Origin of the sequence: Thiocapsa sp. (genome assembly GCF_035467215.1) — a bacterium.
Classification (GTDB): domain Bacteria; phylum Pseudomonadota; class Gammaproteobacteria; order Chromatiales; family Chromatiaceae; genus Thiocapsa.
The window spans coordinates 1-17,434 of the sequence record NZ_DATITZ010000162.1 but is presented as its reverse complement, the minus strand read 5'-3'; the positions used below and the strand labels follow the sequence as shown (position 1 = coordinate 17,434).

The following is a 17,434-nucleotide window of genomic DNA, read 5'->3' as shown; positions in this document are numbered from 1 at the left end:
CTGGACTCGACGATCGAGCTGGCTCAGCTGAGCGTGACCGCGTATCTGGGCGTCTTTGCTCTGGCCCAATTGGTTTTGGGCCCGGCCTCGGACGTGCTCGGACGGCGTGCGACCATCGGCGGTGGGTTGGCGCTCTTCTGTCTGGGTGCGCTCATGTGTGTCTTGGCCGAGCGGATGGAGACGCTGCTGCTGGGACGCGCCGTCCAGGGGCTGGGAGGCGCGGCGGTAGCGGTGACGGTGCCGGCCCTGGTGCGGGATCTCTTCGAGCGCGATCACTATGCGCGGGTGATGAGTCTGGTGATGTTGACGACGGCGCTGGCGCCATTGCTGGCACCGTCCATCGGCGGGGCCATCGTCTCTTATCTGGAGTGGCATTGGGTCTTCGGCGCGCTCTTGGTTCTGGGCTTGACGGCGAGCGGGCTCTTCTTTCGGCTGATCCCGGAGACGCTTTCGCATGCGGATCGCCATCCGCCCGAGCTCGCTCGGGTCCTGCGCAATTACCTGACCTTGCTCCGACATCGCGTCGGCCTGGGGTATCTGCTGACCGGGGCTTTCTCCTTCGGCGGCATGATGACCTATATCGTGACCTCGCCCTTCGTGTATATCGAGCTGCACGGGGTGCCGGTGGGTTGGTTCGGGGTCTTCTTCGGGGCGAACGTGGCCCTGGCGATGGTGGTGACCAGCCAGACTGCCCGGTTGGTCGACCGTTTGGGGGCGGAGCGGCTGCTGCGTCTGGGGCTCGGGGTGCAGGTGATGTCGGCGCTGATCCTGCTGGGGCTGGCCCTCTGGGGGACGCCGCCGCTGTGGGCCATCGTCGGTGCGACCTTGCTCTATCTCGGGATGGCGGGGGTGGTGCTCGGCAATTCAATGGCGGGGTTTATGGCGCACTTCGCTCGGATGGCCGGGACTGCGTCGGCCTTCTCCGGGGCGTCGCGCTTCGGGCTCGGTGCGGTGATGGGATCGTTGGTCAGTCTGATGCACACCGGGGATGCGACGCCGATGTTGTTCGGGATGGCGATCTGCGGCTTGGCGGCGGGCGGGAGCTATTGGCTGCTGTGCTGCTCGGCTGGGAGTGATAGTTCGGAGGTTGGGTGAGCGGGGTGGTTCATGGCGTCGGGGTGAGTGTGCGAGCTTCGGCTGGGGCGATGCGGCGAGGATGGGTTTCGCTGCGCTCTACCCATCCTTAGGGTTTGGTCGGGGTCCTGGGGGCTTCAAAGGTGGACGGGATCGGCGGTAAAGACGATGGTGAGCCACCGATCCGGTCCGGCTCCGCCGATGGCGTTTCCGATCTCGGCGCGCAGCGCGTCGATCTGGGTCACTGGTAGGCTGAGGTCGGGCGAGACCAAGACGGAGATTTCGATAAATCTGGCGCGGCCGGTCTTGGAGAGATAGCTGCGATAGTCACAAAATCCGTGACGGGCGATGAAGTCCGTCATGACCGAACGCACGTGTGCATCCATGTCGGGCGGGCTGATCATCAAGATCTCGCCGAATGATTCGCGCGCTTCGCGGAAGGGCAACGGCAAGATAAAGAGTGCGACGATGGCGAGCACGACGGGGTCGACGTAACGGATGAAACCCTCCGCATCGGTGCCTTTCATCGCCAGCGCCGCGCCGAAGGCAATCAAGAGCGCGGTGGTGATCAGAGCCGACATCAGCCATGCCTTCACATCCAAGCGCACCAGACCCGAGTCGATCCGCTCCGCTTGGCGGCCCATCCACCACCACATCCCGTAGGACATGAGCGCGACCGCCACCGCGTAAACGAGCGCGGTACCGAATTCGGGCTCGTAGCCGCCCTTGAGGATGCTGTTCACCGCACTCAAGAAGGCGTAACCGACCAGGACGATAAGCACCGATGCCTTCAAGGCGATGACCATCGGCTCGAGATGCCAAAAGCCATACTGGAAGCGACGATCGCCTTGACTGGCGACCAACCGAGCCACGACAAGGGTCAGCCAGGTGACCGCGACATCGACGAGCGAGAAGACTCCGTCGAAGAGGATGGCGGTCGATCGGGCCAAGAGGCCGAATAGGATGCCGAGCCCGGCGATCACGAGGGTTGCGCCGAGCGAGATCCACAACAGGCGCGCCTCCAGCTCGCTTCGCAACCGCATGACGCGCTCGATCGATGCCACGGATTCTCGGTCTCCAGTGTTGCAGGGTTACCCGCGGTGCGGCATCGCTGCCGGGCCGTCGGGGTCGCGGATGTGGTTGGTGCCCCGGCGGCTGGGTATACCGGGGTTGCTTCTTCACCGCTAGGAGGGCCACGCGATTATAGGCGAGGGCCGCGGAACGGAGGCAGGCGGTTTGAGGGTCGGCGTCGACGCCGAAGCGATACAGGGGAATCAGGATGCATCGACAGTCTTTTTCGGGTCAAATCCGGCCCGCCGATCTCGATCGATCCGACGACGCGCGCGCCGTCGTGGTCTTGCTGAATGCCTATGCCGAGGATGCCATGGGCGCGGGCGAGTGCTCCGTCCAATACCGGTTCATGGAAAAACGCCTCCTGTCGAGCGCTTGAGCATGTGCGAAGCGTGAGAGACTGGCTTGAGTTCTCGACCACTTGACCAAGGAGTAAACATGTCCGCTCTGTTCCAACCCTTCACGTTGAAGGACGTGACGCTGCGTAACCGCATCGCCGTGCCGCCCATGTGCCAGTACTCGGCGATCGACGGCCTCGTCAACGACTGGCATCTGGTGCATCTCGCCGGTTTGGCACGCGGCGGCGCCGGTCTGGTCATCGTGGAGGCGACCGCGGTCTCCCCGGAAGGGCGGATCACGCCCAACTGCACGGGTCTGTGGAACGACGAGCAGGCGCAGGCGCTCGTGCCCGCCGTCGAGGCCATTAAAGCGGCCGGCGCCATGCCGGGGATTCAGATCGGTCATGCCGGCCGCAAGGCGAGCGCGAACCGCCCGTGGGAAGGCGATGACCATATCCCGGAGGGCGACGCGCGCGGCTGGCAGCCCATTGCGCCCTCGGCGATCCACTACGGCGCGAATCTCCCGAAGGTGCCGCAGGCGATGACGCCGGAGGACATCGCGCGGGTGCGTTCAGACTTTACGGCCGCGGCACGGCGCGCGCGGGATGCCGGGTTCCGGTGGCTCGAGCTTCATTTCGCGCACGGCTATCTGGGCCAGAGCTTCTTCTCCACGCATTCCAATCAGCGCGACGATGCCTATGGCGGGAGTCTGGAGAACCGTTGCCGTTTCCTGCTGGAAACCCTCGATGCCGTGCGCGAGGTTTGGCCCGAGAATCTCCCCCTGACCGCGCGTTTCGGCGTGATCGAATACGATGGGCGGGATGAAGAGACCCTGGCCGAGTCGATCGAGCTGGCCAAGCAGTTCAAGAGCCACGGACTTGATCTCTTGAGCGTGAGCATCGGCTTCTCCACCCCGACCGCTCGGATCCCTTGGGCGCCGGGGTTCCTCGCGCCGATCGCCGAGCGGGTGCGGCGCGAGGCGGGGCTCCCGGTGGCATCGGCCTGGGGGTTCGACGTCCCGGAGATCGCCCAAGGCGCCGTGGCAAACGAGCAATTGGACCTGGTGATGATCGGGCGCGCGCACCTGGCGAATCCGCATTGGCCTTACGAGGCCGCCCGCAAGCTGGGTGTGGAGCGTGCTGCACGGGTGCTCCCGGCACCCTATGCGCACTGGCTGCAGAGTTACTTGGGTGGAAGCTGATTTCGGGGGCGCGGGCAACGATCGGACGCAATTCATCTAGCGACCACAATCGGGCAACGCCGAAGGTATCGAACAGGACCTCGTTGCTGACCAGGGTCAGCCCTTCGATCTGCGCCTGGGCAATCAGCATCCGGTCAAACGGGGCGCGGTGTGTGCCGGGCATTAGGCCGGCACGCCGGGCGTGGTCGACGCCGACAGGAAGATGGTAAAAGTTTTGGGAATCGAGGATCTCGGATCGGGTTTGTCCCGAGCCGCATCTTGCCGCATCATGCGCGACCGCGGATTCAGTGAGCGCAAGACGACGGCATGACCGAAACCACGACCTACAACGCGGAGGGCCTCGAGCGCCTGCCGCTGAAGGATTTCACCGAAAAGGCGTATTTGGACTATTCCATGTACGTCATCCTCGACCGCGCACTGCCTCATGTGGGCGACGGGCTCAAGCCCGTGCAGCGGCGCATCCTCTACGCCATGTCGGAGCTCGGGCTCTCGGCGGCGGCCAAGTTCAAGAAGTCCGCGCGTACCGTCGGCGACGTGCTGGGTAAATTCCATCCGCACGGGGATTCGGCCTGCTACGAGGCGATGGTGCTGATGGCGCAGCCCTTCAGCTATCGCTATCCGCTGGTGGACGGGCAGGGCAACTGGGGCTCGCCGGACGATCCCAAGTCGTTCGCGGCCATGCGCTATACCGAGTCGCGTCTTACGCCCTACGCGGATCTGCTGCTCGAGGAGGTCGATCAGGGGACGGTCGACTGGCAGCCCAACTTCGACGGGACGCTGGAGGAGCCCAAGCTGCTGCCGGCGCGTCTGCCAAACCTGCTGCTCAACGGCGCGACCGGCATCGCCGTCGGGATGGCTACCGACATCCCCTCGCACAACCTGCGCGAGGTCGCCCGGGCCTGCATCCATCTTCTAGATCATCCGGATGCGACACTCGAGGATCTGATGCGCTTCGTTCCGGGGCCGGATTTTCCGACCGCGGGCGAGATCGTCACCCCGCGCGAGGATCTCGCGAAGATCTACCAGACCGGCGGCGGTAGCCTGAAGCAGCGCGCCGTCTACGAGGTCGAGCGCGGCGAGATCGTCATCACGGCTCTGCCGTATCAGGTCTCCGGCAGCCGTGTCCTGGAGCAGATCGCGCAGCAGTTCAACGCCAAGAAGCTGCCGATGATCGAGGACTTCCGCGACGAGTCCGATCATGAGTTCCCGACCCGGCTGGTGATCGTGCCGCGCTCCAACCGTGTCGATGTCGACCGGCTGATGTCGCACCTCTTCGCCACGACCGACCTGGAGCGCAGCTACCGGGTCAACATGAACGTGATCGCGCTGAACGGTCGGCCGCGCGTCATGACCCTGCGCGACATCCTCGTCGAATGGTTGATGTACCGGACAGAGACGGTCCGGCGGCGCTCGCAACATCGGCTGAACAAGGTCCTCGAGCGTCTGCATCTCTTGGACGGCCTGCTGATCGCCTTTCTCAACATCGACGAGGTGATCCGCATCGTCCGCACGGAGGATGAGCCCAAGCCGGTGCTCATGGCGCGGTTCGCGCTCTCCGAGGCCCAGGCGGACTATGTGCTGAATACCCGGCTGCGCCAGCTCGCGCGTCTGGAAGAGATGAAGATCCGCAGCGAGCAAGCGGAGCTGGCAGAGGAGCGCGACGGGCTGCAAGCCATCCTGGGCGATGAGTTGGCGCTCAAGCGGCTGATCTCCGAAGAGATCACGGCCGATGCCGAGAAGCACGGCGACCCGCGGCGCTCGCCGCTGGTCGCACGGGCCAGCGCGGCGGCGATCGACGAGATCGATCTGACCCCGAGCGAGCCGGTGACCGTCGTTCTGTCCGAGAAGGGCTGGGTGCGTGCGGCCAAAGGGCACGAGGTCGATCCGGTCGGGCTGAGCTACCGCTCCGGGGACCGGTTTCTCATGGCGGTGCGGGTGCGCAGCAGTCAGACCGTTGTCTTTCTCGATTCAACCGGACGCAGCTATTCCTTGCCCGCCCACAGCCTGCCGTCTGCGCGCGGGCAAGGCGAGCCTTTGACCGGTCGACTGGATCCGCCCGCCGGTGCGCGTTTCGTGGCGGTGCTGGGCGAGGCGCCCGAGGGCCGAGTCTTGATGGCGTCGGATGCCGGATACGGCTTCATCGCCCGAATGGAGGACCTTTTCGCCAAGGCCAAGGCCGGCAAGGCGGTGCTGAGCCTGCCGAAAGGCGCCGAGTTCTTGGTGCCGCTGGCGCTGACCGGGGAGGAGGGCGGTCTGGAGGGTGCCCGGCTCGCGGCCGTCACCACCGCGGGGCATCTGCTGCTGTTCCCGGTCTCGGAGCTTCCCGAGATGCCGCGAGGCAAGGGCAACAAGATCATCGGCATCCCGTCGGCCCGCGTCGCGGCACGGGAGGAGTTGGTAATTGCGCTCGCCGTGGTCCCGCAGGGCGGGAGTCTGGTGCTGCTCTCGGGCAAACGGACGCTGACCCTGAAACCGGCCGATCTGGATGTCTATCAAGGTGAGCGCGGGCGCCGCGGGCGTTTGCTGCCGCGGGGGTTCCAGCGGGTGGAAGGTCTGTCGGTGGCGTAGGTCGGAGCGGCGAGGCCGAAAACGGACGCGAGCACGATTCCAGGCGATTTCGGTGAATCCGTATCCCGACTGCGGATGCACGAGAAACCTGCGGGAGATCTTAGGGGCGAATCAATTCGCCCCTACCCGGTAGATCCTTTCCAGGAAATCACCTTGGAATTCTAAACCGCGTCAGCTCCGACGCACATGGTTTCTGCCGTAGCCGATCCAGTGCGAAAACGACTTCATATCGTTCCGGACGCGGTTTAGCTCATATAGCTCAAGGCTTCATCGCCCGGATGCGGCAACCCCGCGATGCGCCAAGCCTGACGGCAGGAGCCGAAGAGCCGCCGAACGGAGTCGCGCTCCATGCCGTGTGTGCGGCAGATCTGCGACACCGGCGGGATGGCGCCGTAGGTCATGCGGTGCTCGCGCAGGTAGTAGATGATCGACCAATGGTCGGGGCCGAGCGGCCCGATCTCGTCGATCTCCGCCATGACGCGGGCCATGCCGGCGTTCCAATCCGTCGGGTCGATCAGGAACCCGTCCTCGTCGACGGGAAGGGGGCGGTGCTTAGGCGGGTTCTGGGCCTGAACGGCGGTATGAGTCATCGTGATTATCCTTGGTCTTTGGTTGATCAATTATTTTTATATTGGCATTAGCTTCTTCCTCACTGACGAATATAGTCGGAATTGACGGCGCGTCAACCCCCTGATTGGCGCACCGATTCATCGAGGCCATCCTTGTGTCCGAGTGCAGTATTGATTTGCGGTGATGTTGGCGGGGTGGGTCAGAGCTGAATCTGGTGATGCTGCAGCGGGTAGCCGCGATCGCGGTAGTAGCGGAAGCGCTCGCGCCCGGCGAGGCGGGCGGCGGTGTCGTGGTCGATGGGCTCGCAGAGGCGTTCGAAGCGGCCGAAGAACTCCGGGACCTCGCTGGAGAGGTTGATCAGGACCTGATCCTCGGTCTCGGGCGAGCCGTCGCCGCTGATGAGGACGGGTGTCAACTCAGGGTCGGTTTGACCGACCCGTCCGTGGGGCAGGAAACTGTCCTCGCGGAAGGTCCAGAGCAGACGATCCAGATGTTGGGCTTGCCCCGGGTCGGGACAGTGGATCAGCACGCGTGCGCCGGTCGTGCGGATGCGTTCGACGAGGCGACAGACGAGGAGGAAACGATCGCCCCCGCTGTTGCCGTCCAGGCTGTAGAAGTCGATTCTGGTCATGGGTTAAGGCGCGTCCGATTTGCCATGCGCTGTTGTTGATCGGGGCCGACTCTGCGCGAGTCCGCGAACACAAGCCTTAAGTCGTGATGTCATTGACCGCGGGCGTGCTTCGGCGCTGGACGCGGCTGCGGCGTTGCCCTGGCTCCCGCGAAACGGCCTTTTCGCGGTCCGATTGGGGTTAGTATACCGACAGCATGTCGCTTCTTCGCGGGGTTGCGTGCCCCGCGCGCCGAACCGAACCGATCAAGCCCCGTTTCGCACGGATCACCGAGAAAACGACCGAGCACCCATGGCTCAAGACTGGCTCACCGCATGTCTGGAATGCGGCCTGCTGCAGCGCATCCCGGAGGTGCCGCCGGGCGGATCGGCGCAGTGCGTGCGCTGCGGCGGGACGATGCACCGCAATCGGCCGGATAGCTTGAACCGAACGCTGGCGCTGACGATCGCCGGGCTCGTCCTCTTCGTCGTCGCCAACAGCTTTCCCTTTCTGTCCTTCGAGATGCAGGGCAGGGGGACTCAGACGACCCTGATCACGGGCGTGGTGGATCTCTATCAAGGGGGTGATTGGCCAATCGCCGCGGTGGTGCTCTTCACCAGCATCCTCGCGCCCGGTCTACAGTTGGCGCTCTTGCTGATGGTCTTGATCCCGCTGACCTTGAATCGGATGCCGCCTTGGTTGCCGACGCTCTTTCGATGGGTTCGGACCCTGGTCCCTTGGGGGATGATGGACGTCTTCATGGTCGGAATCCTGGTCGCGGTGGTCAAGCTCGCCGACATGGCGTCGATCGTTCCGGGTGCCTCGCTCTTCGCGCTCGTCGCGCTCATTTTTGTCCTGGCGGCCGCGCAAGCGGCCCTGGATCCGGATCTCGTCTGGTCGCGCGTACCGATCGCGGGTGATCGCACGCGCCCGGTGCGTCACGGCGAGGACCACCTTTCCTGCGATGTCTGCGAGCTTCTGGTTCGGCCCTCCCGGGCCGTGCGCGACGGCGAACGTCTGCGCTGTCCGCGTTGCACCGACGTCCTGCACCGGCGCAAACCTCAAAGCCTGCAACGGGCATGGGCGTTGTTGATTGCGGCGATCCTCTGCTACATCCCGGCGAACGTCTTGCCGATCATGTCGGTGACGTCGCTCGGACGCAGCCAATCGGATACCATCTTTACCGGGGTGTCGTTCATGTTGGATCACGGGATGTGGCCTCTGGCCCTTGTGATCTTTACTGCAAGCATCTTCGTTCCGCTTCTGAAGCTGTTGATCTTGATCTTCCTTCTCGTGTCGGTTCAACTGCGCTCCGCGTGGCGGCCGCGCGAAAGGACCCGCCTCTATCGTGTAGTCGAGACGATCGGACGCTGGTCCATGGTCGATGTCTATGTGGTCACCATCCTGGTCGCCTTGGTGCGGCTCGGGAACATCGCGAGCGTCCAAGCGGAGCTGGGCGCCATCTTTTTTTGCGCGGTCGTGGTCTTGACCATGCTCGCGGCCATGTCGTTCGATCCCAGACTGATCTGGGACGCGATGGAGCAGGGACATGTCGGAGATCGAGAACGGCCGGTCGGGGCCACCCTTGCCGAACCCCCCTGAGGGTGCGCCTGCGGCGATCGTCAAGGGTCGCAGCGGTGTTTCGCTCGTCTGGCTGATCCCGATCGTGGCCCTGTTGATCGGGGGTTGGCTTGCGGCCAAGACCTATGGCGAGCGGGGGCCGACGGTCACGATCGAGTTCAGGACGGCGTCGGGCCTGGAAGCCGGCACGACCAAGGTCAAGTTCAAAGACGTGGACATCGGCCAGGTCACCTCCATCGACGTGAGTCCGGATCTGAAGAGCGTCATCGTGACTGCCGAGCTCAAGCACGGCTCGGAGCAGTTTCTCACCGAGAAGACGCGCTTCTGGGTCGAGCGTCCGCGGGTGACCGCGAGCGGTGTCTCGGGTCTGGAGACCCTGCTCTCGGGCTCCTTTATCGCGATCGATCCGGTGCGTGACGGGAAAGAGATGTTTCAGTTCAAGGGTCTCGAGGAGCCGCCGCTGTTCACGACCTCGGAGGCCGGGTCGCGATTCGCATTGAGCTCGCCGACCTTGGGGTCCTTGAACGTCGGTGCTCCGGTCTATTACCGCCAGATTCAGGTCGGTCAGGTCGCGGGTTTCTCGCTGGACGACGACGGGGAGGCGGTCGGCATCGACGTCTTTGTCTTCGCGCCGCATGATCGGTTGGTCTCGACGAGCACCCGGTTCTGGAACGCGAGCGGGATCGATTTCTCTTTGACTGCGGCCGGCGTGAAGGTGGATACCGAATCGCTCATGTCGGTCTTGATCGGCGGGGTGGCCTTCGATACCCCGGATACCATCGATGCGCCGGGCGAGCCTCCGAGCACGGATCACGTGTTCCCGCTGTATGCGAGCCGCGACAACGCCCATGAGAAGACCTACCTGCACAAGGAGCGCTATCTTCTGTTCTTCGACGGCTCGGTGCGCGGTTTGAGTGTCGGTGCGCCCGTCATGCTGCGCGGCATCGCGATCGGGAAGGTCCTCGATATCCAGCTTCAGCTCAGCGTCGAGGATCTGCAGTTTCACATCCCGGTCTTGATCGAGGTCGAGCCCGAGCGGATCGCGGTTCGCGGCGACCGCGGCGCACTCGACGAGACGGGCATGATCAGGCAATTGGTCGCCAAGGGTCTGCGGGCTCAGCTCAAGACGGGCAGCCTCGTCACGGGCCAGCTCTATGTCGAGCTGGATTTCTACCCGGATGTTGCGCCCGAAGTCCTCGCACGAGAGGGTGATTACGATGTGCTGCCGACGATCCCCGGCTCGCTCGAGGCCCTGACCAACAAGGTCACGGCGATCCTCGATCGGCTCGATGCCTTCCCGTTCGATCGGATCGGAAAGGATCTGACCGACACGCTCGCCGGAGCGAGCGAGATCGTGAACTCAGCGGCGCTCAAACAGGGTATCGTGGAGCTTGAGAAATCGCTGGCCGAGATCCGTGCGCTGGCCGAGCAGCTCAACACGGGCATTGCTCCCGAGCTTGCCGAGACCCTGCGTCAGACCACCGGGACCTTGCGGGGTGTGCGCGAGATGATCGAGGAGGGCTCACCCATCTCCGTCGAGCTGCGACGCTCGCTCAACGAGGTCTCGGGTGCGGCGCGATCGCTGCGGGTCCTGACGGACTATCTGGAGCGTCACCCGGAAGCCCTGCTGAGGGGTAAAGGAGGAGGTCGATGAAGGTGCGTGGATTCGGTTTGGCCGCCGCGGTTGCCGTCGCCGTCTTGGTCACGGCGGGCTGTGCGACCTCGCCGCCGTCGAGCTTTTATACCCTCACGCCGATGCGTGCGATGCCCGATTCGGGCGGTCCGCCGAGCACGGCGCTGGGCGTCGGGCTTGGTCCGGTGAACTTTCCTCAGTTTCTCGACCGACCCCAGATCGTGAAGCGCGATGCCGGCAATCGCTTGGCCATCGATGAGTTCCATCGTTGGGGCGGAACCATCCAGGACGATTTCCTGCGGGTCTGGATCGAGAACATGTCTGCCTTGTTGGGCACGACCAGTGTCTTCGCCTTTCCCAACGAGGTCCGCTATCCGTTGGACTTTCGGGTCACGGCCGACGTGCTCGCCTTCGAAGGGACCTACGACGGATACGCGGTCCTGCGTGCACGCTGGATCGTCCTCGAGCACCGCACGAATCAGGTTCTACGCGTCGAGGAAACGCACTATCGTCGCCCGCTGGCCGAGCCGAAGGACGAGGGCGCTCTCATCGCGGCGATGAGCGAGACCTTGGGTGATTTCAGCCGGGATGTCGCAGTGACCTTAAAGCAGCTCCCGCAGCCGAAGCCGCCGGCACCGGAGCAGCCGTACGATCGCGACGGCGCGCTGCGCCTCCCCTGATTTGCCGTTGGCGGTGCGCGGGTCGGGGTGAGCTACGTGAGCTTTGGCCGGGGCGACGCGGGGGAGGATGGTGTCGCTCTCTACCGGTCCTACGTTCTCGACCGCTACCTTGGAGCGGGGATGATGGGTTTCGCTGCGCTCTACCCATCCTACGGCGGGAGTCGAGTCATGCGGTTCGCGGCTCCGGGGCGAGTCCTGCCCCGCATGCCGGCTCTCTGCACTGATTCACCTCGACGGTGATGTGGAGCAGGCCGGTCATGCCCGAGAGCAGACCGCGGTAGTGCTCGACGGGTCGCGGGTGGTGGGTGACCAGCGACAGGATGCACGCACGTCCTGCCGGTGCGATCCGCCAGACGTGTAGATCCGCGACCTGGTTGTCGGCATCGGCCTCGATACGCCGGCGGATCTCCTGCTCGATCGCGCCGTTGTCACCCGCGTCGAGCAGCACCTGCGCGCTCTCCCGAGCGAGCCCCCAGGCCCAGCGGCCGACCAAGGCGGCGCCGACGATCCCCATCAATGGATCCATGAAGGCCCAGCCGTAGAGCATACCCATCGCCAATGCGACCAGCGCCAGAACGGAGGTCAGGGCATCGGCGATGACATGCAGATAGGCCGCCTTGAGGTTGTGATCCTGGATGTCGGCGAGCCCGTGATGATGGTCGTGTGCATGATCGTCGTGCGCATGAAGGCGATCGTGATCACGCTCGTGATCGTGCGGATGATCATGCCCGTGATGATGGTGCTCGTGTCCGGAGTGGCCCAACAACCAGGCGCTGAGCAGGTTCACGGCCAGGCCGAAGACGGCGACGATCATCGCCTCCTCGTAGCGGATCTCGACTGGGTCGACGAGGCGGCTCAGTGACTCGACCAGCATCCAAAGGGCGCCGGCGGCCAGCAGCAGCGCGCTCGTATAACCTGCAAGCGAGGACACTTTGCCGGTCCCGAAGGTGAAGCGCCGATCCGCCCCGCGCTGCCGTGCGAAGGCATAGGCATAGGCGGCGATACCGAGCGCCGCGGCATGACTGCCCATATGCCAGCCGTCCGCCAGCAGGGCCATCGAGCCGGTGATCCAGCCGGCGACCAACTCCACGCACATGGCCGCGAGGGTGAGACCCACGACCCAGCGCGTCCGACGCTCCGCATCGGCCTGGTCGGCAGTCGCGAAGTCGTGGCTATGACCCCAGTCGCTGATGTCGTGTGTGTGCATAGGCATCTCGTCTGTGATCGAAGCCGAGCTGTTAGCTGTTGGCTGGTGGGCGGTTTCCAGAATGTCGATCCCGGTTGTGTATGCGACAAAATGCTTGGCTGTGCCTCGCTCGGCTCGTCACAACCCCCCGGCCTGATAGCTGATCGCTGATCGCTGGGAATCCCTCACAACCCCTCAGGCACCCTCCCGAGACCCCTCGCCGATCCACTCATAGGTCTCGACCGTCGCCGGGTCGCATTTGCTGCAACCCGAGCTGCATCCGGCCGAACCCGTGATCCGACGGACCCGCCCCTTGCGCTCCAGGATGGTCAGCATGCCGCGCAAGGCATCCGGGCTGGATTCGAAGCGATAGGCCAAGTCCATCAAGCCGACCCGGCGGTGCTGCGCGAGATAACCGGTCAGCTCCGAGAGGATCATGCTGCGTCTCCTTGGTGATGTGGGGTCGAGTGCGTCGATCCGAACCGGCCGTTAGGCCCCTTCGCGGACCAGCCCGGTCGGCCGCGGACCTCCGCGCTCCGCGCTGATCCGCATCCCGATGACCACCGCAGCGAAGAGGGCCAGCATGCCGGCGATCCAGGCCGCCGAGCTGGTCGGGTCGCGCGCGAAGATGGCGCTCTGATAAAAGACGGTGGCGACGATGTAGCCAAGCCCGGTCGTCCAGAGCACCGCAAAGACCGCCCAGCCCGGCGAGGTCTCGCGATAGATGGCCGCAATCGCCGCGACGCAGGGTGCGTAGAGCAGGATAAAGAGCAGATAAGCGAAGGCTCCGGCGGCCCCGTCGAAGCGCGAGGCCATGGCCCCGAAGGTGCCCGTGGTGATCGCTTGAGACTCGGCCACGGCGGCCGTGTCGGTCAGGTCGCCCACATTCAAGCCGATCGGATCCTCCCAACTGCCGAGCGCGTCGGCGAGGTTCGCGGGAATCGTCGCCAGGGCGCCGAGCAGACCGGCCTTCAGGTCGAAGGGCGTTTCCTCTTCGGTCTCGCCGGCATCCGCGATTGCGAGTGCCGAGTAGGTCGCATCCAGGGTACCGACCACGGCCTCCTTGGCCAGGATGCCGGTGAAGATACCGACGGTGGCCGGCCAGTTGTCCGCGTCCAGACCCATCGGCGCGAAGGCGGGCGAAAGCGTGCGACCGACCTCGGCGAGGACGGACTTGTCGCTGTTCTCGTTGCCGAAGGAGCCGTCCGTGCCGACGCTGTTCATGACGTTGAGCACCAGCACCATGGGGACGATGACCTGACCCGCCCGGACGACGAAGCCGCCGGTGCGGTCGAGCGTGCGCAAGGCCACACCCTTCAGGGTCGGCAGGTGATAGGGCGGCAACTCCATGATAAAGGGCGTGGCGTCGCCCTTGAGCAGGGTGTTCTTCATGACGAAGCCGGTCAGCACCGCGACCGCGATGCCGATGAGATAGAGCCCGAAGACGATGTTCTGACCGCCGACCGGGAAGAAGGCCGCAGCAAAGAGCACATAGACCGGCAGCCGCGCGCCGCAGGACATGAATGGCGCCATCAGGACCGTCAGCGTCCGGTCGCGTTGGTTCTCCAAGGTCCGCGCGGCCATGATCGCCGGAACGTTGCAGCCGAATCCGACCAGGAGCGGTACGAAGGATTTACCCGGCAGGCCGATGGCGCGCATGAAGCGATCCATGACGAATGCGGCTCGGGCCATGTATCCCGAGTCCTCCAGGATCGACATGAAGACATAAAGGAAGGCGATGGTAGGGATGAAGGTCGCCACCACCTGGATGCCGCCGCCGATGCCGTCGGCCAGCAGCAGGACGAGCCACGCGGGCGCACCCAGGCCGGCCAGGACATGGGCCGTACCGTCCACGAAGAGGGTGCCCGCGGTCTGGTCGAAGACGTCGATGAAGGCCCCGCCGATGTTGATGGTGAACATGAACATCAGATACATCACGACCAGGAAGATCGGGATGCCGAGCAGTCGGTTGAGCATGACCCGATCGATGCGGTCGGAGAGGTTGCGCGAGACCGCGCCGACCTGCGTCACGGATGCCTGGGTCATCGCGTGCGCGAAGCTGTAACGGGCATCCGCGATCAGGATGTCGAGATCGTCGGCCTGATCGCCGAGCAGCGCGCGGACCTCGTCCGATGATACCCGGTCGCCGACCAGGCGCTGCGCCAGATCGTCGCCCTCGAGCAGACGGGCGGCAAGCCAGCGCGGCGAGTCGCCGTTCTCGCGCGCGATCGGCGCGACACGCGGCAAGAGTGCGGCGATCGCCTTCTCGAGCAGCGGCTGGTAGGGGATCTCGATCCGCGGGATCGGATGGGTCGCCTGGCTCTCCAGCAGAACGCGCTTGAGATCCGCGATGCCGGAGCCGGTGGCGGCCGAGATGGGCACGACCGGACAGCCCAGACGCTTGGCGAGGGCTGTGACGTCGATCTTCATGCCCCGCTCGCGGGCCACGTCCATCATGTTCAGCGCCACGACCAAGGGGCGGCCCATCTCGATCAGTTGAGTGGTGAGATAAAGATTGCGTTCGAGGTTGGTCGCATCGAGGATGTTGAGGATGAGATCCGCTTCGCGATCGTGGATGAAGTCGCGTGCAATACGCTCGTCGAGCGACAGATCGTGATCCGAGACGTCTAGCGAATAGGTGCCGGGCAAGTCCACGAGGTGGACGATGGATCCCTCGAAGCGATAACGCCCGATCTTGCGCTCCACGGTCACACCCGGCCAGTTGCCGACGCGTTGACGCGAGCCGGTCAAGGCGTTGAAGAGGGTCGTCTTGCCGCAGTTCGGATTGCCGACCACGCCGATGGTCAAGGGTTTGTTCATGGTGTGCTTCCCGGCTTCGCTGCCGGTTCCGTTCGGGAGGTTACTCATGACAGGTCCTCGACCAGCACGGCGGCCGCCTCGTCCTTACGCAAACTGATCGAGCAGCCGCGCACGCGAATCTCCACCGGATCGCCGAGCGGTGCGACCCGGATCACCTGGATTTCCGCCCCGGGCGTCAACCCCATCGAGAGGAGCTTGCGGCGATAGGCCGGTGCGCCGGCGTCAAACCCCTTGACGCGGCCGTGATCACCGGACTTCATGTCTCTGAGTGTGGTCATGAGTGATGCTGCATTGCGTGAAAAGCGAATAAGGTCGGTTTCCCTTCCGTCCGGGCCGGATCTCGGTCGTCGGCCGAGCGCTCGGGATTGCGCCGTCAGGCGAGGGGCACGACCTGGATCTTGGCCGCCATGCCGCCGCCGAGCGCAATGCGCGCCTCGCCCCGGGCAATCAGTAAACCGCCGCCTTGGCGTTGCACGACGGCGAGCTCGGATCCGACATTCAGACCCAGCTCCGTCAGGCGCGTCGTCAATCCTTTGCCGCCATGCAGTGCGACGATTCTCACGCGGGCGCCTTCATCGGCCATCATGAGCGGAAATCCCTTCACCGGTGGGATGCCCATCATGAGGGACTCATGGCTGACGGGGTTTGTGAGGCCGTGTTGACCGAACATCGTCGATTCTCCAATTCTTGAGGACCCCGGGATCCGGAGGTGTCGCCGAGATTCAAGGGCGGCACGGCGCTCGCGAGGGGCGTTGAACGTCTGGATGGATCGGCTGGATGAGCGTATCGCGGGGCGCTGCGATGGCTCGACCGGCAGGCATCCTGTCTGATGGAAATGCTAGTCCAGCTTGGCTCTAAGTGCAAATGATTCTCAACGCGGAGGCGTTCGGCGGTGAAGATTCGATCGTCATTCGGGTCGAAAGACGATTCGCCGAGACGCTGTGGCTTTCGCCTATTTCAGCAGCTTTCAGAGCCGCTGCACATGATCGGAATCGGGTTCTCAGGAAGAGGGACGGCTCCGCTCACGAGAACTGTGTCGGGCATGCTTGCTTTACCTGCCGCCGCTGGCTCGTACAGCACGACAGATGTGTCGAGACCGACAACGCAGATGATCTGCGACGGTTTCGGAATCTCTGCACCGCTACACTAAGCGTATCGTCCCGCCTATCCGGGGATCTCTCGCATTCACACATCGTATCGGTCGGCGGCCACCGATGGTTTATCCTGTCCTGATTGCGGTGCTCGCACGCGTCAAGGGAGGGTAGGAACATGGATCTCGGGCGGCGATCTCGGCGCTTCTTCAAGGTCCCATCGTTGAATACGCTGCGGCTGCGTCCTTACGGCGACAGCCTCGTCACGCCGGCCGTTGCGGTTTGGCTCGGCTTCGCTTGGGTCGTCATCCTGATGATGGCCAGCATCGAAGGCATCGTCTGGGGTTTCGTCGGGGCCTCGATCGTCCCGCAGGCCGCGACCTGGCTGCGGCCGGTCGCCGGTCTCTTCATGTTCATGCTCATGTTCGCGATCATCTGGATCGTCGACGCCTCTCTGATCATGTCAGAGCGCCCGACCCGCGCTCGGGTTGCATCCGGGAGCGCCCTTCGTGGCGCTCGGCCGGAGCAGCGCGGTGCGGGTGCACGCTGGTTCTTCGGTCTGCTGATGCGGGTGCTGATCGTGGCGGTCTCGCTCTATGTGACCGCGCCCTTTCTGGCCAAGCTGATCCGCGCCGACGATATCGAAAGTTACCACCAGCGCCTGGTCGAGCAGTATTACGCCCAACGCGATGCGGCCTTACAGGCGCAGGTCGCCGCGCGTGCCGGAGAGATCGATGCGCGCTACGGTGGGCTGATCGCTCCCCTGGAGGAGGAGGTCGAGCGTCTGAATCGCTCGCTCGATGCCGAGCGGCAACGCCGTGATCGAATCGCGGCCGAGTATACCCCGGAGATCACGGTGCTGCGCACCGAGCTGGCCGCTGCACAGGAGCGACTCGGCGACGAGATCCATGGACGCGGCGACCGGCCGGAGGGCTATGGTCCGGAGGCGCGCAAGTGGGATGCGCGGGCGAAGGCTTTGGTGGCCGCGCTGGCCGACAAACAGGCCGAGATCG

General features: G+C 64.5%; 15 protein-coding genes and 1 pseudogene. 8 read left to right on the top strand and 8 right to left on the bottom strand.

The genetic code is table 11. From position 1 onward, the window contains the following. A partial coding sequence (locus tag VLR48_RS09105; protein ID WP_325291475.1) for a Bcr/CflA family multidrug efflux MFS transporter occupies positions 1 to 1,095 on the top strand: 1,095 nt, incomplete at its 5' end. Between the two features lie 116 nt (positions 1,096 to 1,211). Here the strand turns inward: VLR48_RS09105 and VLR48_RS09100 are convergent. After that, entirely contained in the window at positions 1,212 to 2,138 is a 927-nt protein-coding gene (locus tag VLR48_RS09100) for a cation diffusion facilitator family transporter (protein WP_325291474.1), read from the bottom strand. A gap of 215 nt (positions 2,139 to 2,353) precedes the next feature. Between VLR48_RS09100 and VLR48_RS09095 the strand changes: the two genes are divergently transcribed. The 3 genes from VLR48_RS09095 (at position 2,354) to parC (ending at position 6,252) form a co-directional block, all read left to right on the top strand. Continuing rightward, positions 2,354 to 2,524 (top strand): hypothetical protein, encoded by a 171-nt coding sequence (locus VLR48_RS09095; RefSeq protein ID WP_325291473.1) that lies wholly within the window; start codon positions 2,354 to 2,356, stop codon positions 2,522 to 2,524. Between the two features lie 59 nt (positions 2,525 to 2,583). Continuing rightward, positions 2,584 to 3,684, top strand: a complete 1,101-nt coding sequence (locus VLR48_RS09090) for an NADH:flavin oxidoreductase/NADH oxidase (RefSeq protein ID WP_325291472.1) — start codon at positions 2,584 to 2,586, stop codon at positions 3,682 to 3,684. A 306-nt stretch (positions 3,685 to 3,990) separates the two neighbouring features. Then, positions 3,991 to 6,252: a DNA topoisomerase IV subunit A gene (gene parC / locus VLR48_RS09085; protein ID WP_325291471.1), complete on the top strand. Its 2,262-nt coding sequence runs from the start codon at positions 3,991 to 3,993 to the stop codon at positions 6,250 to 6,252. 245 nt (positions 6,253 to 6,497) lie between these two features. Here the strand turns inward: parC and VLR48_RS09080 are convergent, their stop codons facing one another. Both VLR48_RS09080 and VLR48_RS09075 read right to left on the bottom strand, forming a co-directional pair. Then, positions 6,498 to 6,842 carry a TusE/DsrC/DsvC family sulfur relay protein gene (locus tag VLR48_RS09080; protein ID WP_325291470.1) on the bottom strand — a complete coding sequence of 115 codons (345 nt, stop codon included), beginning with the start codon at positions 6,840 to 6,842 and terminating at the stop codon, positions 6,498 to 6,500. A gap of 179 nt (positions 6,843 to 7,021) precedes the next feature. Continuing rightward, on the bottom strand, positions 7,022 to 7,453 hold the full coding sequence (locus tag VLR48_RS09075; RefSeq protein ID WP_325291469.1) for a DNA polymerase III subunit chi: 432 nt from the start codon (positions 7,451 to 7,453) through the stop codon (positions 7,022 to 7,024). A gap of 289 nt (positions 7,454 to 7,742) precedes the next feature. Between VLR48_RS09075 and VLR48_RS09070 the strand changes: the two genes are divergently transcribed. The 3 genes from VLR48_RS09070 to VLR48_RS09060 are packed head-to-tail and all read left to right on the top strand — an operon-like array spanning position 7,743 to position 11,324. Then, positions 7,743 to 9,032: a paraquat-inducible protein A gene (locus VLR48_RS09070; RefSeq protein ID WP_325291468.1), complete on the top strand. Its 1,290-nt coding sequence runs from the start codon at positions 7,743 to 7,745 to the stop codon at positions 9,030 to 9,032. Beyond that, the gene (locus VLR48_RS09065; protein WP_325291467.1) at positions 8,980 to 10,665 is read left to right on the top strand and encodes an intermembrane transport protein PqiB; all 1,686 of its coding nucleotides are present in this window, start codon (positions 8,980 to 8,982) and stop codon (positions 10,663 to 10,665) included. The genes VLR48_RS09070 and VLR48_RS09065 overlap by 53 nt, the downstream gene beginning before the upstream one ends. Further along, positions 10,662 to 11,324: a PqiC family protein gene (locus tag VLR48_RS09060; RefSeq protein ID WP_325291466.1), complete on the top strand. Its 663-nt coding sequence runs from the start codon at positions 10,662 to 10,664 to the stop codon at positions 11,322 to 11,324. The genes VLR48_RS09065 and VLR48_RS09060 overlap by 4 nt, the downstream gene beginning before the upstream one ends. A gap of 166 nt (positions 11,325 to 11,490) precedes the next feature. On the opposite strand, the gene dmeF is transcribed toward VLR48_RS09060, so the two are convergent. The 5 genes from dmeF to VLR48_RS09035 all read right to left on the bottom strand — a co-directional run bounded on the left by dmeF (position 11,491) and on the right by VLR48_RS09035 (position 16,000). After that, positions 11,491 to 12,531 carry a CDF family Co(II)/Ni(II) efflux transporter DmeF gene (dmeF, locus tag VLR48_RS09055; protein ID WP_325291465.1) on the bottom strand — a complete coding sequence of 347 codons (1,041 nt, stop codon included), beginning with the start codon at positions 12,529 to 12,531 and terminating at the stop codon, positions 11,491 to 11,493. A 174-nt stretch (positions 12,532 to 12,705) separates the two neighbouring features. Next, entirely contained in the window at positions 12,706 to 12,948 is a 243-nt protein-coding gene (locus VLR48_RS09050) for a FeoC-like transcriptional regulator (RefSeq protein ID WP_325291464.1), read from the bottom strand. Between the two features lie 51 nt (positions 12,949 to 12,999). Beyond that, positions 13,000 to 15,330, bottom strand: a complete 2,331-nt coding sequence (gene feoB, locus VLR48_RS09045; protein ID WP_325291476.1) for a Fe(2+) transporter permease subunit FeoB — start codon at positions 15,328 to 15,330, stop codon at positions 13,000 to 13,002. A gap of 44 nt (positions 15,331 to 15,374) precedes the next feature. Further along, positions 15,375 to 15,608 (bottom strand): FeoA family protein, encoded by a 234-nt coding sequence (locus VLR48_RS09040; RefSeq protein ID WP_325291463.1) that lies wholly within the window; start codon positions 15,606 to 15,608, stop codon positions 15,375 to 15,377. A 95-nt stretch (positions 15,609 to 15,703) separates the two neighbouring features. After that, positions 15,704 to 16,000, bottom strand: a complete 297-nt coding sequence (locus VLR48_RS09035) for a FeoA family protein (RefSeq protein ID WP_325291462.1) — start codon at positions 15,998 to 16,000, stop codon at positions 15,704 to 15,706. Between the two features lie 599 nt (positions 16,001 to 16,599). Between VLR48_RS09035 and VLR48_RS09030 the strand changes: the two are divergent. Then, positions 16,600 to 17,434 (top strand): annotated as a pseudogene (locus VLR48_RS09030) (hypothetical protein); the annotation flags it as partial.